The following is a 20,824-nucleotide window of genomic DNA, read 5'->3' on the forward strand; positions in this document are numbered from 1 at the left end:
CACGGCGCTTCTGGCATCGTGGACAGCCACGGACACGGCCTCTCCCCAGGAGACAGACACACGAGGGGACAGACGCGATGGCGAACGGCGGACCGGCACCGGGCGGGCCGGCGATCGCGGTGCTCGGCTCGGCCAACATGGACCTCGTCGCGTACGTACCCGTGGCCCCGCGCAGGGGGGAGACCATGACGGGGCGTGACTTCCGCACCGTGCCGGGCGGCAAGGGCACCAACCAGGCGATCGCCGCCGCACTGGCCGGGGGCCGGGTCACCATGATCGGCGCGGTCGGGGACGACGCGTTCGGGCCACGGCTGCGCGACGCGCTCGCCGGGTGCTCGGTGGACACCGCCGGCCTGCGGACCGTGCCGGGGCCCAGCGGCACCGCGCACATCGTGGTCGACGACGAGGGCGGCAACTCCATCGTCGTCGTACCGGGCGCCAACGCGACGGTGACCGCGCTGACACCGGGTGACGAGCGCCGCATCGCCGCCGCCGGAGCCCTGCTGCTCCAGCTCGAACTGCCCATGGCCGGCGTGCTGGCCGGTGCGGAGGCGGCCGGGGCACACGGGGTGCCCACCCTGCTCACCCCGGCCCCGGCGGTCCCACTGCCGGACGGACTGCTGGCCCGCACGGACGTGCTGCTGCCCAACGAGCACGAGGCGGCGGCGCTGACCGGCCACCGCGATCCGCACCGGGCGGGCCGTGCCCTGCTGGACGCCGTGCCGGAGGTCGTGATCACCCTCGGCGCCGCCGGCAGCCTCTACTTCGCCCGGGGCGCCGAGCCGGTCACCGTACCGGCGGCCCCGGTGCGGGCGGTGGACACCACGGCGGCCGGGGACACCTTCGCCGGCGCCCTCGCCGTGGCCCGCGGCGAGGGCCGGCCGATGGCTGCGGCGCTGGCCTGGGCGACGGCCGCCGCGGCGCTCTCCGTCCAGCACACCGGTGCCACCTCCTCCATGCCGGCCCGAGCCGAGATCGACACGGCGGCGCGCCGGCCCGGGCCGACGCCCAGTCGCTGAGCCCGACGGTGCGACGGGCCCACGCGGCGTCGTGCGCGGCCCGGTGCGGAAAACCGGCCACGTCCTCGCGTCCGGTCGTCGGGCGGCCGTGGCGCGGACGCGATGGCGCTCCCGGTGCCTCACCCCGCCGCGCCGGCGGCCGGCTCCACCCCGATCCGTACCCGGTCGCTGTCTCCGTCGGACAGGAACGACGCCAGTGCCGCCCCTTCCCTCGCCACCTCGTCCCGCTCGGCCGCCGAGAACCGGCGCAGCGGTCCGACCCGCACCGTGCCGTCCCGGACCGTCCAGGTCGCGGAGACCCGGCCGTCGACCAGCACCACGCGGGCACCGCTGACCGACAGGCCGCGATGGGCGTCGTCCACGATCCGGCCCCGGTCGGCGTAGCCCAGCAGTGCGTTGTCGAACGCCGGCAGAAACCGCACCGGGGCCACGGTGTCCGGGTCGGGGCGCGGCGCGTCGGGCAGGTCCAGCAACTCGCGGCCCCGCTCGTCGCGGAAGGAGACCAGTTCCGCACGGATCGCCGAGACCGCCGCCGGCAATCCGGCCAGCCCGCTCCAGGCGCGCAGGTCGGCGGTGGCGGCCGGACCGAACGCGGCCAGGTAGCGCCGCACCAGTGCCTGGCCGACCGGATCGGACGGGTCCTCGGGCAGCGGGTCGATCGCCCGGCCCAGCCAGGCCGACAGCGGCAGATTGCGCACCCCCGCCCGGGTCCGCCACAGCCCGCGCGGCGGCAGCTGAACCATCGGGATGAGCGCCGCCACCAGCACCTCGCCCAGCGCGCGCGGGGCCGGCCGCGGCCAGCGGTCCGCCACCGCCCGTGCCATCTCGGCCATCGAACGGGGCTGGCCGTCCGCGAGCACCGCCCGTCCGGCCGCGGCCAGTTCATCGAGGTCGACATCCGCCAGCTCGGCACGGTAGGCGCCGATTCCCCGCTGACGCAGCATGGCGTCGTGCCGGGAGCGCCAGGCCAGCACATCGTCCGCGGTGACGAGATGGACGGTGCGGCGCATCAGATGGGTGCGCACCACGCGCCGTCCCAGCAACAGGTCCGAGAGCGTCTTCGGCTGGAAACCCCGCAGCCGGGACCACAGTCCGGTGAACGGTTCCTGGGGCTCCTGCGCCTGCAGTCCGCCCAGTCGCGCGACGGCGTCGAGGACCGGCAGGCCGGCGCGGTCGAGCAGCAACTGCCGCGCCAGGGTGGCTCGGTTGAGGGAGCGGGTGTCCAGAACGGTCATGGGCGGGAGCTGTTCCTTTCGATTGCGTGGGAGCCGGGCCGGGCGGGGCGCGGGACACGGGGAGGGAGGCGAGCCGGGCGGCGGCGTGGTGGCGGGCCGTTCCGGCATGGCGTCCAGCCTCGCAGGGCTAGCGGCCAAGAGATGTCCTCTTCCTGGCGGACAGCGGGGCCGCACCGCTCCCTTCGCCGGACTGCCGCCCCGGCCCCGGCCCGCCGTGAACGGCGCCAGTCGTTCCGCGCCCGCCCGGTCCGCCGCCTCGTTACCGCCGCGCACACCGGTGACGTCTGAGGACTCAGCCGTTACAGTCCCGATTGGGAGCGCTCCCATAACTCTCCCGTACGAGCCGCCGCTGTCCTGGACAGGCAGCGAACGAACGGAAGGTGCGAGGGTGAAGAGCCGTTCATCATGGTGGTACGCCGTACTGACGGCGCTGGCGATGCTGATCCTTGGACTGGCGGGCCCGGTCTCGGCTGCGACGGAGCGAGCGTCGCCGGCCGCGCCCGGGGCCGGCACCGGGACCCGGGAATCGGCGGCGGACGCGGTCGCCGCGATGCAGCCGGGCTGGAATCTGGGCAACACCCTGGATGCCACCGGACCCGACGAGACCTCCTGGGGCAACCCCCGGGTGACCCGTGAGCAGTTGCGGGCCATCCGCGCGCAGGGCTTCAACAGCGTGCGGATCCCGGTGACCTGGAGCCAGCACCAGGGCCCGGCCCCCGCGTACGCCATCGACCCCGACCACCTCGCCCGGGTCACCGAGGTCGTCGACTGGGCACTGGAGGAGGATCTGTACGTCCTGCTCAACGTGCATCACGACTCCTGGCAGTGGGTGATGCAGATGCCCGCACAGCGCGAGGCCGTGCTGGCGCGGTTCACCGCGACCTGGGACCAGATCGCCGCCGCGGTGCGGGACGCCCCGGCGCGGTTGCTGCTGGAGAGCATCAACGAGCCGTTCTTCGAGGGAAGTTCGGGTGACGCCCAGAACGCGGAGCTGCTGCACGAGCTCAACAGCGTCTTCGTCGACCGGGTGCGCGACACGGGCGGCACCAACGCCACCCGCCCCCTCGTCCTGACGACCCTGCACGCCTCACCCGAGCAGGAGCGGGTGGACGAACTGGCCGAAACCATCGAGGCCATCGACGATCCGCAGCTGGTGGCCACGGTGCACTTCTACGGCTACTGGCCGTTCAGCGTGAACGTCGCCGGCGGCACCCGCTTCGACGCGGTCGCGCGGCAGGATCTGACCGACGCCTTCGACCGGGTGCACGACGCCTTCACCGCACGCGGCGTCCCCGTGATCGTGGGGGAGTACGGACTGCTCGGCTTCGACCGGAGCACCGACACCATCCAGCAGGGCGAGAAGCTCAAGTTCTTCGAGTTCCTGGGCGGTTACGCCCGGCAGAAGCAGCTGACCACCATGTGGTGGGACAACGGCCAGCACTTCGACCGCGCCGCGCTCACCTGGCGCGACCCGGCGCTGTACCGGCAGATCAGCTCCAGCTGGACGGTCGACTCGGCCACCGGGTCCACCGACCAGATCTTCGTCCCGGCGACCGGGACCCCGCAGGCCGCGACCGTCGCGCTCTCCCTGGCCGGCACGACGGTGACGGCGGTGCGCCACGGCACGGACGAGCTGGTCGCGGGCACCGACTACACGGTGGAGGGCGACCGGCTCACCCTCACCGCGGACACGCTGGCCCGCCTCACGGCGGACCGCCCGCACGGGGTCAGCGCGGTGCTTACGGTCGCGTTCGCCCGTGGCGTTCCCTGGGACCTGCACATCATCCGGTACGAGCCCCCGGTGCTCTCGGACACCACCGGGACCACCTCCGGCACGGACATCCCCACCGACTTCCGCGGGGACCGGCTGGCGACCATGGAAGCGGTCTACGCGGACGGCGGCAACGCCGGGCCGCACGACTGGACGTCCTACAAGGAGTTCGGCGCCGCCTTCGCCCCCGGCTACGGCGGAGGGGTGATCACGCTGACCCCGGAGTTCTTCGGCGAGGTCAGGGACGGCTCCACGGTCCTGCTGACGTTCCACTTCTGGAGCGGCGCGACCGTGACGTACACCCTCGACCGTGACGGTGGGACCGTCACCGGCACTGTGGGCTGATCAACGCGCGGCGGCGCCCGCCCCGCGCGTCACGCGCGGGGCGGGCGCCGCCGTTCGCGGGGCCGGTCAGGCGTTGGCGTTGAGGACCGGCAGATAGCCGCTCTGATGGCCCGTGCTGGTGGGGTGGTACGACTCCCATATCGGCAGGGTGAGCGAGTGCAGCCAGTCGTTCCCGGAGCACAGTTCGTGGTTGTTGAAGGTCGGGCGGACATCGCCGAAGCGGAATCCGTGGGCGGTCGCCCGGGAGGAGATCACCGAGTTGAGGGTGTCGGCGGTGGTGTTGATGGCCGCGCGCTTGGTGTTGCTCAGGCCCAGGCAGTACCAGGGGTTCGAGGCCAGGTACATGCGCGGGTAGCCGAGGACGACCACGCGGGCGTTGGGGGCGCGGGCCTTGATCTGGCTGTAGACCGCGTCGAGCCGGGCGGGCAGGGTGGTGTTGATGTAGTTGGTGGCGGTGGCCAGCCGGTTGAGGCAGGTGCTGTCCGAGCTGGTGACACAGGTGGTCATGGCGTCCGCGAAGCCCGCGTCATTGCCGCCGATGGTGATGCTGACCAGGCCGGTGGACGCGTTGAGGCCGCCCAGCTGATTGTTGATCACATCCGTGGTCACCGCCCCCGAGCAGGCCGCGAAGGTGAAGGAGGACGGTGCGTTGGCCGCCGCCCAGCGGGCGGGGTACGCGTTGTTGCTGCGGTGACAGTCACCGCTCGAATCGATGTAATTTCCGGCGCCGTTGCCCGAGGAATAGGAATCCCCCAGGGCCACATAGGCCGGGCCGGCTGCCTGGGCCGGGCTGATGCCCAGCAGTGCGAGCAGCAGGGCGAAGACGATGACGGATGCGGCCGACAGGGATCGGGTCAATCTCACTGAGCCTCCAACGAGCGGGTCTGCTGCCGCACTTGTAGCAAGCTACGCGCGTTGAAGGAAGTGTTCATGCCAAAATCGCGGATGAAGTCCCGGCGAACGATGGGGGGAGGGCGCTCCGCTGCGGAAAGGTACGGCTCCGCGTATCGGTCTGGTCTAGACCTTGACGGAGGTGGGCCGGTCGCGCTTCAGTGTGGCCGTTACCCCCACGGCACGGCGTGGCCGCGGCCACGCCGTCGCTCCTCCAAGGAGAAACCGCGTGCTGAGACAACGCTTCGTCACGTTACTGATGACCGTCCTCCTCGCCGTCGGACTCGGGGCCACCCTGGTGCCCGCGGTGAACGCGGCTCCCGTCCGGGCCGCCGGCACCACCTGCGAGACGGCGACGAACTGGGTCGCCGGCACCTGGTACCCGGCCGGCAGCATCGTCCGGTACAACGGCAGCTACTACCGGGCGGAACACGAGAACCCGGGCTACGACCCGGTCATCAGCTACTGGTACTGGCATCCGCACAGCTGCGACGGCGGCGGGAACCCGGGCAACCCGAGCGGGTTCGTCGTGAGCGAGGCCCAGTTCAACCAGATGTTCCCGAACCGGAACTCCTTCTACACCTACAGCGGCCTGGTCGCGGCGCTCAGCTCCTACCCCGGCTTCGCCAACACCGGCAGCGACGAGGTCAAGCGCCGCGAGGCCGCGGCTTTCCTTGCCAACGTCAGCCACGAGACCGGCGGCCTGGTCCACATCGTGGAGCAGAACACCGCCAACTACCCCCACTACTGCGACTGGAGCCAGCCCTACGGCTGCCCGGCCGGCCAGGCCGCCTACTACGGTCGCGGTCCCATCCAGCTGAGCTGGAACTTCAACTACAAGGCCGCGGGTGACGCCCTCGGCATCGACCTGCTCGGCAACCCCTGGCTGGTGCAGAACGACGCGGCCGTCGCCTGGCGCACCGCCCTGTGGTTCTGGAACACCCAGTCGGGTGCCGGGAACATGAGCGGCCACCAGGCCATCGTCAGCGGCGCCGGCTTCGGTGAGTCGATCCGCAGCATCAACGGCAGCATCGAGTGCAACGGCGGCAACCCCGGCCAGGTCCAGAGCCGGGTCAACACCTTCACCCACTTCAGCCAGCTGCTGGGCACCACCACCGGCGGCAACCTCTACTGCTGATCCGGGGCACGTACGGCGGTCCCCGCGCGACCCACGCCCCCTCCCGGCGAGCCACCACGGCCCGCCGGGAGGGGGTTGGCCGGCCCTGCCGCACGGGCACGCGCCATGAAGAGTTGAACGACGTGGCGGCGCGCGCCTCAGACCAGGGACAGGCCGAAGGAGTTCAGGGCCCGGACGACGGGCAGGTGGTACGAGGTGCCGCCCGTCACGCAGTTGCCACTGCTCCCGATCAGCACGCCCACCCCGGCGCTGCCGGAGAAGGACGGCGTGCCGGGCGCGGTGCCGGACTCCACGCAGAGGTTCGCGGCGAAGACCCCGCTGTAGGCCCCACTCCCCACATTGACCGTCAGATTGACGGCCGTGACCGTGCCGCATCTCGTCCCCGAGGCGGGCGTCGCCAGGCACACCCGCCCGCCCACGACGGGCGAGGCGGCCCCGGTGATCGGGTACCCGGCACCGCCGACGCTGATCTCACCCGGCGCGTTCACCGTCGCGTTGTACTGGATCAGCGCCCAGCCACCGCCGGGGAAGGAGCTCGCCGCCGTGGTGCCGATCGGCACGGTGAGGGCGGAATCCGCGTACCAGGTGGTGACGGCGCCGCCGCAGCCGCCCGGGAGCAGGCCGTAGCGCTGGGTCCCGCCGCCGTGGGCGTTGAAGCCGATGGCGCAGGAACCGCCGGACGAGCTGTACACGCGATCGCCGCCGCGTACCGTCGGGCCGGCCGCGACGGCGGGGGTCGCGATGAGCAGCGACATCGCGGTCAGCAGGGCCAACAGGGCGGATCCGTACCGGAGCAGACGCATGGCGGCCTCCTGGGGGAATGAGGAAGAGGGGCAGTCGCATGGATGACATGCCCCCGTCATTCTGCCCGTCGCGCCCCGACCTCAGGCCGCCGAGCGCGGTGTCGTGATCCCGCCGGTGCCGGCGGCCGCGGTCGGGCAGCCTGGGCGCATGACGACAGTGAGGTATCAGGCGTCCGCCATCCCCGCGCACGTTCTGGACGCCCTGCGGGCACGCGACGACGCCGGAGCGGTTCCCCGTCCGCACCCGCACGACGCGAACGGATCGCCGCTGCGCTGCTGTCTGCGCCGTGCCCGCGCCGGGGAACGCCTCTTGCTCCTCTCCTACGCCCCGCTGCGCCGGTGGGCGGCGGAGAAGGGCGTCGACCCGGGAGCGTATGACGAGGTGGGGCCGGTCTTCGTCCACACCGACCGGTGCGAGGGCCCGGACCCGGCGATCGCTCATCCGTTCGCCGAGACCGGGGCGCTGCGCGTGCTGCGCCGGTACAGCGGCGCAGGGTGGATCACGGGAGGCGAACTCGTGCGGCTGCCCCAGGATCCGGGACGCGCGCGAGCCACCGTGGACCGGGCGCTGCACACGGCCTTCGCCGACCCACAGGTCGCACGCGTGCACATACGGGCGGTGGAGTACGGCTGCTTCCTGTACGAGGTGCCCAGGCCCTGACCATTCCGCCGGTGGCCGTTCGCCGAGCCGGCCACCGCGTGAGCCTTCGGCGCCCCGGCGGTCCGGTCCTGCGGCGACGCCACCGCGCGGCCCGGGACACGTCCTAGTTCTCGACTCCCCGCGCGCTGAGCTCCTTCAGCCAGGAGGGCCCGCTCAGCAGCTCCAGCAGCAGCAACAGCCTGGTCAGCGGGTTCCACTCGGTCTCCTCGCGACCCGTCGCCGGGCGGGCGGCCCCCGTCGCGCCCGCGGCGGCCGTACGGGCGGGGGCAGCAGCGCCCAGACCGCCTTGCCATGGGTGTTGGGCGCGGTCCAGCCCCAGGTCTGCGCCAGTGACTCCAGGACGTGCAGTCCCCGGCCCGACTCCTGGAAGAAGTCCGGCTCCCGTACCACCGGAACCTCGCTGCCCGGGTCGAAGACCGCGCACAGCACCGAACCGCCGCAGTGCACCAGGCTCAGCAGAAACGGTTGGTCACGGGTGGCCGGCGGCAGCGGACGACCGGCGGAACCGGTCGGCGGCGCACCGTACCGCAGGGCGTTGGTGACCAGCTCCGAGACGATCACCGTGGCGTCGTCCGCCAGCTCCGTCAGCCCCCATCCGGCCAGGGTCGTGCGCGTGAGCTCCCGCGCGGCGGCTGGGGAGGTGGGCGAGTCGGCCAGCGGAAAGGTCGCGAAACCGGCGGAGTCCGGCTCGGCGCCGTCCGAACCACGCATCGGGCCACGGCCGTCCGGGGGCGGCAGCGCGGGCAGTCCGCCGAGCGCCGGCAGCGCGGGCAGCCCCGGCCCGGCCGCGGGGCTGAGCGCCGCCGCACCCCGGGCCCCCCTCACTCGCTGCCCCGGTGTTTCCCCGGGCGTCCACCACGGCGAGTGAGCTGGCATAGGTCCTCCGCTGCACTGTGTTTCCAAAAGCTGACTCTGAGCGACGACTCCGCTGGGTCTATCCTCACTGAACCGAGCGTATCGCTGCAAGTACATCTGAAAGAACGAATGCAAGAACAGATGCAAGAACACGCGCCGACGGGGGAAGTAATCGGTCTGGATCCGAACGACCGCCCACCACCGGCCCGCAGAGGCCGGCACGGTGACCGAGGAGGAGTTATGCCGCAGTTCGCCAACGGGATGTCAGCCGAGCGTCTCGAGGGAGCGGTCTGGCGCAAGAGCGCCCGCAGCAACCCGAGCGGAAACTGTGTCGAGGTGGCCGCGTTGGCCGACGGCGCGGTGGCCGTACGCAACTCCCGTGACCCGTTGGGCCCGGCGCTCATCTACACCAGGGCCGAGATGAGCGCCTTCATCAACGGCGCCAAGGACGGCGATTTCGACGATCTGGCCGACGTCACGGGCTAGGTCCTGTCTGACACATGGCGCCGGTCGGGCCCGCGTTGTCTGGTGCTGGGGGCACCTCCCGGCCGAAGGCTGGGGGAGCATCGCAAGGCGGAGGGGCGGCCTCGTAGTGGGCTACTTGGGCGTCTCGACAACGCAGCGAGGTGCCGTGCCAGGCGACGTGGGCCAGGCGGGATTTGTCAGAAAGGGCCTAGCCGCCCGGCCCGGACGGAGCTGAAATTCCCCTGAGTGGAGCGGGCGTTGCTGTACGAGGCGTCCCCGCAGTGCGACACTGGGTGCACATTTCAACCACTCAGGGGAACTCAGATGGCCTCAGCAGAACCCGGCCGCGCCTCCTCCGTGACGGACCTGCTCTCCCACGCGCGGGGCGGCCCCACCGCACTGCGCATCGTGCTCGGCACCCAGCTGCGCCGGCTGCGGGAGGACCGCGGCATCCGTCCCGAGGAGGCCGGCCGGGCGATCCGCGCCTCGCACGCCAAGATCAGCCGGCTGGAACTGGGCCGCGTTGCCGCCAAGGAGCGGGACGTCGCCGATCTGCTCACCCTGTACGGCGTGGTCGACGCCCCGCGCCGCGCCGAACTGCTGGAACTCACCCGGCAGGCCGGCAGTCCGGGCTGGTGGCAGAAGTACAGCGATGTGCTGCCCAACTGGTTCGAGACCCTCATCGGCCTGGAGGAGGCCGCCTCGGTGATCCGCACCTACGAGGTGCAGTTCATCCCCGGGCTGCTGCAGACCCCCGACTACGCACGCGCCTGCATCGCGCTCGGTCACCCCCGTGAGACGCCGCGGCAGATCAACCGGCGGGTCGAACTGCGCCTGGAACGCCAGCAGCTGCTGCGCCGCAGGTGCGGCCCCAAGCTGTGGGCGGTGGTCGACGAGGCGGCCCTGCACCGTCCGCTGGGCGGTGCGGCGGCCATGCGCGCCCAGATCGAGCATCTGCGCGAGCTGGCCGAACTGCCCAATGTGACCATCCAGATCGCGCCGTTCCACCTCGGCGGTCTGGCCACCGCCGGGGCTCCGGTCACCATCCTGCGCTTCATGGAGCCCGATCTGCCGGACATCGTCTACCTGGAGCAGCTCAACAGCGCGCTGTACCTCGACAAGCGGGACGACGTCGAGGACTACATGGCCGTGATGGACAGCCTGTGCGCGAGCGCCGAACCGGACAGCCGCACCCCGGAGTTCCTCTCCCGTCTCTCCTTTCCCGACCCGCCCGTGCCCGGCGCGGGACCGGCCTGAGTCGATCAGGTCGGGCATCTGTTCGGGCACTGGCTCCGGCCCTACGCTGGGAGCGCTCCCATTCATGAGCCGCATCAATGGAGGGTCGGCATGCATTCCCTTGCACACTCACGGCGTTCCGGGCTGTTACGGGCCCTGGCGGTGGCGACCGCCGCGCTGCTGTGTCTCATCCCGTGGGCGGACACCGCCGCCGCGCACGGCTCCACCATCGATCCGATGTCCCGCAACTACAGCTGCTGGAAGCGCTGGGGCAACGACTTCCAGAACCCGGACATGGCCAACCAGGACCCCATGTGCTGGCAGGCGTGGCAGGACAACCCCAGCGCCATGTGGAACTGGAACGGCCTGTACCGCGACGGCGTCAACAACAACCACCAGGCCGCCATCCCGGACGGCCAGCTGTGCAGCGGCGGACAGGCCGAGGGTGGCCGCTACCGCTCCATGGACACCGTGGGCGCCTGGCAGGCGACCAACATCGCCAACAGCTCGAACTTCACGGTGCGGGTGCACGACGCCGCCCTGCACGGCGCCACGTACTTCCAGGTCTACGTCACCAAACAGGGTTTCAACCCGGCGACCCAGGCCCTGAAGTGGAGCGATCTGGAACTGGTGCGCACCACCGGCTCGTACGCGCCGGGCGAGGGCACCCCGTCCACCGAACCGCAGCTCGGCGGTGTCACGGTCTCGATCGACGCCGGCGCTCCGGGGCGTACCGGCCGGCACATGGTCTACACGATCTGGCGGGCCGCGCACATGGATCAGACGTACTACCTGTGCAGCGATGTGATCTTCGGCTGACACGGGAGTGACGCACGGGCTTGCCACCTCCTCGCCCCCCACGGAGGGGGTGGCAGGTCCGGCGCGCCACCTCTCCGGGAAGGTCTCAGATCCAGCGGTCGACCACGGTCACCAGGTCGCGGATGACCTCTTCCCGGTTGGTCTCGTTGAGGATCTCGTGCCGTGCCCGTGGGTAGGCCCGCCAGCTCAGCTCGCGGGTGCCGGCGTAGCGGAAGTCCTCCAGCAGTCCGTACACCAGCGACATCCGGGCGTGGCAGGGGTCCTGGTCCCCGACGGCGAGATGGACGGGCAGGTCGCGCGGGATCCGGGCCTGCTGTGCGGGATCGTTGATCTTGCGGTTTCCCGCCACCCAGTCCAGCGCCAGCCCGGCGCTGAAGGGGAATCCGCAGCGTTCGTCGGCGACGTAGGCGTCCACCTCCGCGGTGTCCCGGGACAACCATTCGAATCCGGTGCGGAACGGATACGGATCGTTGAACGACCCGAACAGCCGCGGTACGAAGGTTGACGCCGCCGCCCGCCCCTCCCGCTCGATCTGCCGGTGCAGCTCATCCAGCGCCGTCTGCGGATCGCATCCGGGCAGCGAGCGGAAGGTCCCGGTCAGCAGCAGCCCGGCGAGTCCGTCCCCGTACTCCTGCGCGTAGTCCCTGGCGAGCTGGGATCCCATGGAGTGCCCGAGCAGCACCAGTGGCACTCCGGGCACCCGCGAGCGCGCCCGCTCGCCGACCAGCCGCAGGTCATCGACGACCGCCCGCCACCCGGAGGCGCCGACCACCCCCAGGCCGCCGGTGTGCGCGGCGGTCGCGCCGTGCCCGCGGTGGTCGGAGGCGATCACCCCCAGGCCGCGCGCGGTCAGCCGGCGGGCGAAGCGGTCGTAGCGCAGCCCGTGCTCGGCGGCTCCGTGCACCAGCTGCACCCAGCCGCGTACGGCGCCGGTGCCGCCGGGCGGGAGCCAGCTGTGGGCCACCACGGTGACGCCGTCGGGCGCGGTGATCTCCTCGGTGCGGGTCTCGGTCTCCACCACTGGTTCCCCTGTTCTCCCGTACGGCCGCTGCCGCCGTACGGGGCGCGCGCTCCCGGCGTGCGTCGTCCGGCCGGCTCCCGCTGACCACCTAACCGCAAGCCCTCCGGTGGCGCGAGCGCGGCGGCTCAGTCGGTGTGCATCTTGGTGAAGTAGTGCAGGGCCGCCTGACTGTGGGCGATCCGCTCCTCCAGCAGCGCGGCGTCGAAGCGATAGCCGGTGCGCATATAACTGAACGTCATGGCCCGTCCGCGCCCGGGCAGGGTGCGGTCCCGGCGCCACACCACGTTCTTGGGGCAGCCCCACACCAGCATCTCGCCGACATGGCCCAGGGTCAGCAGGGTGACCAGCACCGAGCCGATGAAGAAGATCACCCACAGCGGCAGCAGCAGGACGAAGCCGAGCCAGCCCGCCCAGGTGCCCCGGCGGCCGGTCAGCGGCGGACGCCCGTCGGGGAAGTCGATCCGCCAGTAGCCGCGCCGGCCGATGCGGGAGGGGCCGTGGGTGATCCGGCACAGGGGGAGGCCCTCGGCGTCGGTCACCGTGAAGTGCCGGGGCGCGGTGACCCCGGGCTCTTCGGGCCGCACGGTGGCCGTCGGCCGGCCGGCGGGATCGTGCAGAACGAGAACGGGGTGCGGTGTGCCGTACCCGCCGCGGGTCCGCTCCTCCACCTCGGCCACGGTGACCGGTTCCGACACCTGCGGGCGGCCGGCCGCCACCTTGACCAGCGTGGCGGTGCCGCCCCCGCTCCCGGCCACCGCCGGGTCGTCGGGCGCGTACAGGCGTACCCGATGCCCCCCGTTCTCCTCCCGCCGCTGCTGAAGCCGGCGATCGGGGAGGATGGCGAACTCCTCGCCCTGCGCCCATTCTCCGGTCCGCATGCCCTGGGTGCCCGTGATGTCCACGGTGAAGCCGGCCGTCATGGTCGCGATCCTCCCAGCCGGACGGGGGGCCGAAACGCGGCCGTGTCGGGGATCACAGCCACCGCCACGACCCGGGCGTGCGGCGGGCGCCCGGCGGCACCAACCTCACACGGTCCTGATCTTGCTGTTCCGGGGCCGCGCGACAGATGATGGTGCGGTTGTGGGTGTGATGTACCGGCTGTCCGGTGCGGAGGGAGCGAGCGCATGAACGCGGGCCGGGTGACCGTTGTCGGTGAGGTACTGGTCGATCTGCTGTGGCGGGCCGGCGAACGGGAGCTGAAGGCGGTTCCCGGCGGCAGCCCGGCGAACGTGGCGGTCGGCCTGCACCGGCTGGACCGCCCGGTCACCCTGATCACCGCCTGGGGCGACGACGTTCCCGGGGCGCTGGTGCGCGAGCATCTGGACGGCATAGGGGTGGAGGTGCGCCGCGCGCCGGCCGGCTCCGAGCGGACGATGGTGGCGCTGGCCTACCTGGACGCGCACGGTGGTGCCCGGTACGACTTCCTCGCCGACTGGGATCCGCGGCGCATCGAGGTGCCGGCGGACACCGCCGTGCTGCACACCGGTTCGCTGGCGGTGGTCATCGAGCCGGGTGCCTCCCGGGTGCTGGAGCTGTGCCGGGAGCAGCGCGCCGCCGGCACCACGGTGGTGGCCGACCTCAATGTGCGGCCCGCCGTGCAGCCCGACCGGGACGCCTATCGGGCGGCCTGCGGGCGACTGGCCGCGGCGGCGGACGTGCTGAAGGCCAGTGACGAGGATCTCGGCTGGCTGTACCCGGGGCTCTCCGCGCGCGACGCCGCCCGTGAACTGCTGGCGCTCGGCCCGGAGCTGGTGGTGGTGACGCTGGGCCCCGAGGGTGCGCTGGCGCTGACCGCCGATGACGAGGTGCACGCGCAGGCCCCGTCGATCTCCGTGGTGGACACCATCGGGGCGGGGGACACGTTCCAGGCTGCGCTGCTCGACGCCATCGCCGGCCATGGCGCGGTGCCGCGTCAACCCGCCCTGCTCGCCGAGGTGCTGACGCGGTGTGCGCTGGCGGCTGCGATCAACTGCACCAGGACCGGGGCGAATCCGCCGACCACCGCGGAACTCGCCGCCGCCGTCGGGGACAACGGCCGTTAGTCGGGGCGTGGCAAGGTTGTCCAATTGGCAGAGACCATTGGGCTTCTGAAAGACCGTCAGGGAAACTTGTGCGATGGCCTGGTGAGAAGCAACGGCCGTGTTGCTGATGATACGATCACCGCGCTTGCCAAACGAGCTGTGGGCACGTATGGCGAACGGCAATCAGGCACATCAGCCGAGCGGGCCATCCCTGAGGAGCGTTATGCCGTCAGCAGGGCATCTCCTGCCGTCAGGGGTGGAGTCCAACCGGCCTCCTGACCAGCCGTTATGCGGTGTGCGCCCGGCCGAGCGCCGGTAATCCCCAAGACTGCCGCAGGCAGGCCGACTCGCACCGCATCGACGATGCTGCCCGCGTTGCGGTCAATTGGGGATTACATGTGAAGCCAGTTCTTTCTTTGTGAAAGAACTGTGCCAGGAAGCGAATAGATGCGGTCTAGCTTAAAGAGAATCTCATGACGTCACTACAGGATCCAGCGGTCTGGGGTTTGGTTGCCGGAACCCCTCTCGCCGCCACCGTGATTTATCGCGGCCGAAAAGCGAGAGCAAAGCTACGTGAAGAGAAGGATGAGCTGGCCACCCGGCACGCGGAGCTGGAGGGCTCCTTCGCCGAAGCCGTGGCCGAGGCCGAGAGCCGCGCCGAGGAGGGCACCAAGACCGCTCTGAAGGCCGCCATGCGGACCCTTCAGGGTCTGGCCAACGAGCAGCAGCTGTCCATCTCCAAGGTGCAGGACAAGTACGGAGACCTGCACATTCTCCAGGACCTCCTGGAGATCGACCACATGAACTCGCAGTTCGGCCGGCGTGCGCAGTCCATCGCCGTGCTGTGCGACGGGTGGCTGGGCCGGTCCCGTGCGGTGGCCTCCGTCTATGACGTGGTGCGCAGCGCCAAGGGCCGTATCCGGCACTACACCCGGGTGGAGGTGCGCTCGCAGAGCAACTTCGCGGTGGTCAGCCGTGCGGTGGAGCCGGTGGCCCTGGCTCTGGCCGAGCTGCTGGACAACGCGACGAGCTACTCGTCCCCCGAGACCACGATCGAGATCAACATCCGTACGGTGCCCAAGGGCGTCATCGTGATGATCGATGACGCGGGCGTCGGCATGAACGAGGAGGAGAAGAACCGGGCGGCGCGGCTGCTGTCCGGGGACACCCCGCCCGGGGTGACCGAGCTGGGCAACCCGCCGCAGTTCGGCTTCGCGGTCATCGGCGTGCTCGCCGCGCGGTACGGGTTCAACGTCTCCGTGGACTCCTCGTCCCCCTACGGCGGTGTGCGTGCGGTAGTCCTTCTGCCCCAGGAGCTGCTTACCACCATGCCCGAGCCCGAGCCGGAGACGACGCCCGCGACCGAAGCGCCGGCACCCGGTCAGGTGCCGGCCCCGGTCACCGGGACCACCGCCGGTGGGCTGCCCAAGCGCAGGCGCCGCGGGATGTCCATCGTGCCGCCCGAGTCGCGTGGCGCCGGTACGCCGGCGCGCTCCAGCGAAGAGACCGCATCGATCATGGGCGCCTTCCAGCGAGGCACTCAGGCCGGCCGTAACACCGCTCCCAGCACGGAAGGACCCGAGCAGCAGTGAACCACGATCTCTCTTGGATGCTGGAGAGCGCCCTTGAGGTGCCCGAGGCCCGGCACGCCCTGCTGGTGTCGGCCGACGGTCTGCTGATGGCCCGCTCCAAGGACGTCCCGAAGGACGACGCGGACACCATCGCGGCGGCGATGAGCGGCATGCAGTCGCTCAGCCGTACGGTGGCGGGCTTCGGCGGTGACGGCGCGATGCGCTGGCGGCAGACCCTGGTGGAGTTCGACAGCGGTTTCGTGTTCCTGATCTCGGCCGGTGAGGGCGCCTACCTCGCGGTCTCCGCGTCTCCCCAGGTGGACATGGCCGACATCACCTTCCGGATGCAGCAGCTGGTCAATCAGCTCGGCAAGGCGCTGTCGACTCCTCCCCGTGAGAATTCCGGTATCCCCACATGAGTGATGTCCCAGACGAGCTGCCCGCCGAGGCTGCTGATTTAGTGCGTCCGTATGTGATCACCAATGGTCGCGGTCTGCCACAAAGCGATCGCTTTGAGTTGATCACTTTGGTTACGGCCTCCGAGGGAAGCCAGCAGCAGGGTCCTCTGGACCCGGAGAAGCGCAGCGTGATGGAGCTGTGCGAAGGCGGTTATCTTTCGGTCGCCGAGATCGCCGGTCATCTGGATCTGCCGGTCGGCATTATCAAGGTTCTGCTGTCCGATCTCGCGGAAGAGGGACGCATCATGATGCGTGCCCCGATCCCGCGCGCCCATCTGACCGACGTCCAGGTTCTGCAGGAGGTGCTGAATGGACTCCAGGCACGCTTCGGGTAACAGCGTCCACCTCCAGGAAAGTGTGCAGATCGCCGCAAAAATCCTGGTGGTCGGCCATTTCGCCGTAGGCAAGACGACATTCATCGGAACGCTGTCCGAAATCCCCCCGCTGCGCACCGAGGAGACGATGACGCAGGCGGGCGCGGAGATCGACGATCTGAAGGGGGTGCACGGCAAGACCACCACCACGGTGGCCATGGACTTCGGCCGACTCACCCTCAGTGACCGGCTGGTCCTGTACTTGTTCGGTACACCCGGTCAGCAGCGCTTCGTCCAGGTGTGGGAGGACATGAGCCGGGGTGCCCTGGGCGCGCTGGTGCTCGTGGACCCCGAGCGCCTCCAGGAATCGTTCGCGATCATGGACCTGGTCGAGAAGTACGGCATTCCCTTCGCCATCGCGATCAACCGGTTCGACGGTCAGCCGAACCGGGCGGACGAGGAACTGCGGGAAGCGCTCGACCTGTTGCCCGACACCCCGATCGTGACCTGTGACGCACGTGACGAGAAGTCATCCGCGAACGCGCTGGTGGCTTTGGTGCGTTATCTGCAGAATCGTTCCAGCTAGGAGTATCGATGGAACCCCAGCCCAGATACGACAGTCCGCCGCCCGGCTGCCCGGCCCACCAGGGAGGTGCCACCGAGGAGCAGTACGAGTACGAGAGCGTCCCGCTGTACGGGGAGGAGTTCGCGGCGGACCCGCAGTCCTTCTACACGTACCTGCGCCAGTTCGGCCCGGCCGCCCCGGTGGAGCTCAGCCCCGGCGTCGAGGCCACGCTGGTCACGGACTACGCCGCGGCCCTGCACGTGCTGCAGAACCCCGAGCGTTTCTCCAAGGACGCCCGCCGGTGGGCGGACCTGAAGGAGGGGCGGATCGCGGAGGACAGCCCGGTGCTGCCGATGCTCGGCTACCGGCCCAACGCGCTGTTCACCGACGGCGCGGAGCACATGCGGCTGCGCCAGGCGATCACCGACTCCCTGGCGCGCATCGACGCGCACCGGCTGAGCCGGCACGTGGAGCGCGTCTCCACCTACCTGGTCAGCCAGTTCAGCCACCGCGGCACGGTCGACCTGCTGACCGAGTACGCCCGGATGCTGCCCCTGCTGGTCTTCAACGAGCTGTTCGGCTGCTCCCCGGAGATCGGTGACCGGCTCATCTACGGCACCTCGGGCATCTTCGACGGCGGGGTGGACGCGGACAGCGCCAACAAGGAGCTGTCCGCGGCACTTCAGGAGCTGATCGCCGCCAAGCGCGCCAACCCCGGCGAGGACGTGGTGTCCTGGCTGATGGAGCACTCCTCGCAGCTGTCGGACGAGGAGATGATCCATCAGCTGGTCATGCTCATCAGCGCCGGCATGGAGCCGCAGCGCAACCTGATCGCCAACGGGCTCCAGCTGATCCTCTCCGACGACCGTTACTCGGGCGGACAGTTCGGCGGCGCCCTGCTGGTGGAGGACGCGCTGGACGCGGTGCTGTGGGACGCCCCGCCCATGGCCAACTACGCCCCGCACTACCCGGTGCAGGACACCGACCTGATGGGCGTTCCGGTGGAGGCCGGGGAGCTGCTGCTGATCAGCTTCGCCGCGGCCAACAGCGACCCCGCGCTGCCCTCCGCCCGGCACACCCTGAGCAAGCGCGCCCACCTGGCGTGGAGTGCCGGACCGCACGCCTGTCCCGCCAAGGACCCGGCACAGCTCATCGCGGTCTCCGCGATCGAGAAACTGCTCAACCAGCTGCCCGACATCGAGCTGGCGGTGCCTGAGGAGTCCCTGGTGTGGCGTCCTGGCCCGTTCCAGCGGGGTCTCACCTCGCTGCCGGCGCGCTTCGCCCCGGTGCGGCCCACCCGGCCGCAGGCTTCCTCCGGGGGCGCGGGAGCCGGGTCGAACGGTGGCTCAAACGTTCCCATGAGCAAGCCGGGCAAGGGCAGTGTGTGGAGTTCGTTCCTTGCCTGGTGGCGCGTGTGACGCACGTTACATGAGCATATTCCCATGACATGTGTAAACCATCAAAGCATCCGGGTAGTACGGCCTTCGTATTTCGACCGGCTGTTCGCAAGCCCAGCGGCCGGTGAAATTCTTCCGAGTCAATGATGGTGCACATGCAGGGAGTCATCGTGGGGCCGGTCACATCGGGAACAGTAGTCGATCCACGGTCCGTGGTCTCCTTGGTTTCGCGACTTCGCGCAGCGCAAGGCCAGGACAACCCTTATCCCATATATGCCAAATTCCGGGAAATGGGAGACGTGGTCCCCACCCCTTGGGGGGCTCAATTTCTCACCACCTATGAAATATGTGACGCGGTATTGCGGGACAAGAGGTGGAAGGCACTCGACGGTGAGTGGCGGGCGCGCCAGGGCGATCAAAAGCGCTGGTCGGCGCCCGCCTCACGAGAACTCGGCGAGGCACTCCAAGGAATTAACCCGCCCCACCACACCCGGCAGCGCCGGGCACTGGGAAATCTTTTCGACCGGCACACCGTCGGGCGGCTCTACGCCCCCCTCGGCGGAATCGTCGATGAGCTCCTCGACGGTCTCGCCGAACGGATGCGCGACGGCGAGGCCGATTTCGCGGAACTCGTGAGTGAGCGGCTCCCGGTGGCGGCGATCGGCGAATGGCTGGGAATTCCGCGCGCCGACCACGAATTGCTGGTCTCCTTGACACATGGTCAGGCGTACGCCCAGGAATTGCTTCCGTCGGCCAGTCAGCTCGCCATTGCCAATACCGCCACCCTCGGTCTGCGTGAATACTTCACGGGATTGATCAGGGACCGGCGGGCCACCATGGGCGACGACGTCCTGTCCCGGTGGATCCGCGTCTGGGACGAATTGGAACCCGACCGCGACCGGGCCGACGAAACCCTCTACTACCTCGCGATGTTCATCGTCATCGCCGCCCTGGAAACGACCTCGACGGTCCTGTCCAGCATGATCTGGACCCTCGATCAGCACCCCGACCAGCTCAGCCTGCTGCGCCGGAACCCCGACGAGGTCCCCCAGGCGGTCGAGGAGGCCCTGCGCTACGACCCCCCGGTGCACGTCACCACCCGGGCCGCGGGCGAGGACATGGACCTGGCCGGTGTCTCCGTCGCCCGCGACCAGCTGATCCACATCGTCATCGCCTCCGCCAACCACGACCCGGCGCGCAACGACAACCCCGACACCTTCGACCTTCGGCGCAAGGGCGGTCATCTGACCCATCTGTCCTTCGGCGGCGGCATCCACTACTGCATCGGCGCCGGCCTCGCCCGGCTGGAGGCCACCCTCCTGCTGGAGCGCGTCATCAAGCGCTTCCCCACCCTGCGCGTCAGCGCCCCCCCGGAGTGGGAGCCGCGGGTCGCCTTCCGCCGGGTGCGGGCGCTGTACGTCGTCGACGGCTGAGCGAACTGGAGTCCGGATGTCCGACAACTTCACCACCCTGCTCGTCAAGCGCGAGGGCCCGGTGGTGCACGCATGCCTGAACACGCCGGAGAACGGCAACCTGGTGACCGAGGCGGTTCTCGACGAACTGCTCGCGGTCCTGGAGTTCATCCACGACCACCCGGAGATCCGGGTGTTCACGCTCTCCGCCACCGGCGCCGACTTCTGCCTGGGCGCCGACCGCAACGAGTTCGAACTCCTGATGGCCGAGGACCCCAGCGGCACCGCGATGCGCGCCCTCAGCGGCAAGGCCCGGCGGGTGTGCGACTCCCTCGCCACCACCGGCGCCGTCACCATCGCCCGGCTCCAGGGCCGGGTGATCGGCGCCGGCATCGCCCTCGCCGTCTTCTGCGACCTGCGGGCCGCCGCCGAGGACACCCGCTACCGGCTGCCGGAACTCGCCGTCGGGCTGCCGGTGGCCTGGGGCGGTGCGCTGCCCCGGCTGCTCCACGAGTGCGGCGCCGCCCGCGTCCGGGAGCTCATCCTCACCGGTGAGAGCTTCGACGCCGCCACCGCGCGCGAGCTGTCCCTGCTGCACAAGGTGGTGCCCGAAGCGGAGCTGGACGGCGTCGTGGACGGCTGGATCCGTCCGCTGCTGCGCAGGCCGGGCACCGCCCTGCGCACCACCAAGGCCGTGCTGAACGCGCACTCCTCCGTGGCCCGGCTCACCGACGCGAGCCTGCTGGAGGGTGACCTGCTGGCCGGGACCCTGGCGCTGAACCGGGGCCGGGCGGCCGGCGGAGAGCGGAGCACCCTGTGAGCGGTCC

Annotated in this window: 21 protein-coding genes; 15 read left to right on the plus strand and 6 right to left on the minus strand. The window is 70.5% G+C overall.

Features of this window, described 5'->3' with window-relative positions:
* The first annotated feature begins 77 nt into the window (after window positions 1-77).
* Window positions 78-1,019 (plus strand): ribokinase, encoded by a 942-nt coding sequence (locus SXIM_RS24730; RefSeq protein WP_046725155.1) that lies wholly within the window; start codon window positions 78-80, stop codon window positions 1,017-1,019.
* 119 nt (window positions 1,020-1,138) lie between these two features.
* Here the strand turns inward: SXIM_RS24730 and SXIM_RS24735 are convergent, their stop codons facing one another.
* Window positions 1,139-2,254 (minus strand): winged helix DNA-binding domain-containing protein, encoded by a 1,116-nt coding sequence (locus SXIM_RS24735; RefSeq protein ID WP_030731422.1) that lies wholly within the window; start codon window positions 2,252-2,254, stop codon window positions 1,139-1,141.
* 388 nt (window positions 2,255-2,642) lie between these two features.
* On the opposite strand from SXIM_RS24735, the gene SXIM_RS24740 reads away from it, so the two are divergent.
* Complete coding sequence (locus SXIM_RS24740) at window positions 2,643-4,370, plus strand: cellulase family glycosylhydrolase (protein WP_246156936.1); 1,728 nt, start codon at window positions 2,643-2,645, stop codon at window positions 4,368-4,370.
* Between the two features lie 66 nt (window positions 4,371-4,436).
* On the opposite strand, the gene SXIM_RS24745 is transcribed toward SXIM_RS24740, so the two are convergent.
* Window positions 4,437-5,234 (minus strand): SGNH/GDSL hydrolase family protein, encoded by a 798-nt coding sequence (locus SXIM_RS24745; RefSeq protein WP_046725157.1) that lies wholly within the window; start codon window positions 5,232-5,234, stop codon window positions 4,437-4,439.
* 286 nt (window positions 5,235-5,520) lie between these two features.
* Here SXIM_RS24745 and SXIM_RS24750 point away from each other — a divergent pair, with 286 nt between their 5' ends.
* Window positions 5,521-6,399, plus strand: a complete 879-nt coding sequence (locus SXIM_RS24750; protein ID WP_030731431.1) for a glycoside hydrolase family 19 protein — start codon at window positions 5,521-5,523, stop codon at window positions 6,397-6,399.
* A 137-nt stretch (window positions 6,400-6,536) separates the two neighbouring features.
* Here the strand turns inward: SXIM_RS24750 and SXIM_RS24755 are convergent, their stop codons facing one another.
* Window positions 6,537-7,202, minus strand: a complete 666-nt coding sequence (locus tag SXIM_RS24755; RefSeq protein WP_030731434.1) for a S1 family peptidase — start codon at window positions 7,200-7,202, stop codon at window positions 6,537-6,539.
* A 148-nt stretch (window positions 7,203-7,350) separates the two neighbouring features.
* On the opposite strand from SXIM_RS24755, the gene SXIM_RS24760 reads away from it, so the two are divergent.
* Entirely contained in the window at window positions 7,351-7,863 is a 513-nt protein-coding gene (locus tag SXIM_RS24760) for a DUF1203 domain-containing protein (protein WP_046725158.1), read from the plus strand.
* Window positions 7,864-8,046: 183 nt separating this feature from the next.
* On the opposite strand, the gene SXIM_RS27600 is transcribed toward SXIM_RS24760, so the two are convergent.
* Window positions 8,047-8,688 carry an ATP-binding protein gene (locus SXIM_RS27600; RefSeq protein WP_053116295.1) on the minus strand — a complete coding sequence of 214 codons (642 nt, stop codon included), beginning with the start codon at window positions 8,686-8,688 and terminating at the stop codon, window positions 8,047-8,049.
* A 270-nt stretch (window positions 8,689-8,958) separates the two neighbouring features.
* Here SXIM_RS27600 and SXIM_RS24765 point away from each other — a divergent pair, with 270 nt between their 5' ends.
* The 3 genes from SXIM_RS24765 to SXIM_RS24775 all read left to right on the plus strand — a co-directional run bounded on the left by SXIM_RS24765 (window position 8,959) and on the right by SXIM_RS24775 (window position 11,238).
* Window positions 8,959-9,204: a DUF397 domain-containing protein gene (locus SXIM_RS24765; RefSeq protein ID WP_030731440.1), complete on the plus strand. Its 246-nt coding sequence runs from the start codon at window positions 8,959-8,961 to the stop codon at window positions 9,202-9,204.
* Between the two features lie 303 nt (window positions 9,205-9,507).
* Window positions 9,508-10,440 carry a helix-turn-helix domain-containing protein gene (locus SXIM_RS24770; protein WP_030731443.1) on the plus strand — a complete coding sequence of 311 codons (933 nt, stop codon included), beginning with the start codon at window positions 9,508-9,510 and terminating at the stop codon, window positions 10,438-10,440.
* Window positions 10,441-10,530: 90 nt separating this feature from the next.
* Window positions 10,531-11,238 (plus strand): lytic polysaccharide monooxygenase auxiliary activity family 9 protein, encoded by a 708-nt coding sequence (locus tag SXIM_RS24775; RefSeq protein ID WP_030731446.1) that lies wholly within the window; start codon window positions 10,531-10,533, stop codon window positions 11,236-11,238.
* Window positions 11,239-11,323: 85 nt separating this feature from the next.
* On the opposite strand, the gene SXIM_RS24780 is transcribed toward SXIM_RS24775, so the two are convergent.
* Entirely contained in the window at window positions 11,324-12,256 is a 933-nt protein-coding gene (locus tag SXIM_RS24780; protein WP_046725910.1) for an alpha/beta fold hydrolase, read from the minus strand.
* A gap of 128 nt (window positions 12,257-12,384) precedes the next feature.
* Window positions 12,385-13,179 (minus strand): hypothetical protein, encoded by a 795-nt coding sequence (locus SXIM_RS24785; protein ID WP_053116296.1) that lies wholly within the window; start codon window positions 13,177-13,179, stop codon window positions 12,385-12,387.
* 204 nt (window positions 13,180-13,383) lie between these two features.
* On the opposite strand from SXIM_RS24785, the gene SXIM_RS24790 reads away from it, so the two are divergent.
* The 8 genes from SXIM_RS24790 to SXIM_RS24825 all read left to right on the plus strand — a co-directional run bounded on the left by SXIM_RS24790 (window position 13,384) and on the right by SXIM_RS24825 (window position 20,817).
* Window positions 13,384-14,301 carry a carbohydrate kinase family protein gene (locus SXIM_RS24790; protein WP_030731455.1) on the plus strand — a complete coding sequence of 306 codons (918 nt, stop codon included), beginning with the start codon at window positions 13,384-13,386 and terminating at the stop codon, window positions 14,299-14,301.
* A gap of 452 nt (window positions 14,302-14,753) precedes the next feature.
* Window positions 14,754-15,872, plus strand: a complete 1,119-nt coding sequence (locus SXIM_RS24795; protein WP_030731457.1) for an ATP-binding protein — start codon at window positions 14,754-14,756, stop codon at window positions 15,870-15,872.
* Entirely contained in the window at window positions 15,869-16,270 is a 402-nt protein-coding gene (locus tag SXIM_RS24800) for a roadblock/LC7 domain-containing protein (RefSeq protein ID WP_030731459.1), read from the plus strand. Before SXIM_RS24795 ends, SXIM_RS24800 begins: the two co-directional genes overlap by 4 nt.
* The gene (locus SXIM_RS24805; RefSeq protein ID WP_030731461.1) at window positions 16,267-16,644 is read left to right on the plus strand and encodes a DUF742 domain-containing protein; all 378 of its coding nucleotides are present in this window, start codon (window positions 16,267-16,269) and stop codon (window positions 16,642-16,644) included. Before SXIM_RS24800 ends, SXIM_RS24805 begins: the two co-directional genes overlap by 4 nt.
* Window positions 16,619-17,209 carry a GTP-binding protein gene (locus SXIM_RS24810; RefSeq protein WP_030731464.1) on the plus strand — a complete coding sequence of 197 codons (591 nt, stop codon included), beginning with the start codon at window positions 16,619-16,621 and terminating at the stop codon, window positions 17,207-17,209. Before SXIM_RS24805 ends, SXIM_RS24810 begins: the two co-directional genes overlap by 26 nt.
* Before the next feature lie 8 nt (window positions 17,210-17,217).
* Window positions 17,218-18,606, plus strand: a complete 1,389-nt coding sequence (locus SXIM_RS24815) for a cytochrome P450 (RefSeq protein ID WP_046725159.1) — start codon at window positions 17,218-17,220, stop codon at window positions 18,604-18,606.
* Between the two features lie 338 nt (window positions 18,607-18,944).
* Window positions 18,945-20,018 (plus strand): cytochrome P450, encoded by a 1,074-nt coding sequence (locus SXIM_RS24820; protein WP_234306846.1) that lies wholly within the window; start codon window positions 18,945-18,947, stop codon window positions 20,016-20,018.
* 16 nt (window positions 20,019-20,034) lie between these two features.
* Window positions 20,035-20,817 (plus strand): enoyl-CoA hydratase/isomerase family protein, encoded by a 783-nt coding sequence (locus SXIM_RS24825; RefSeq protein ID WP_030731473.1) that lies wholly within the window; start codon window positions 20,035-20,037, stop codon window positions 20,815-20,817.
* Window positions 20,818-20,824 lie beyond the last annotated feature (7 nt).

Source organism: Streptomyces xiamenensis (genome assembly GCF_000993785.3).
Taxonomy (GTDB): Bacteria; Actinomycetota; Actinomycetes; order Streptomycetales; family Streptomycetaceae; genus Streptomyces; species Streptomyces xiamenensis.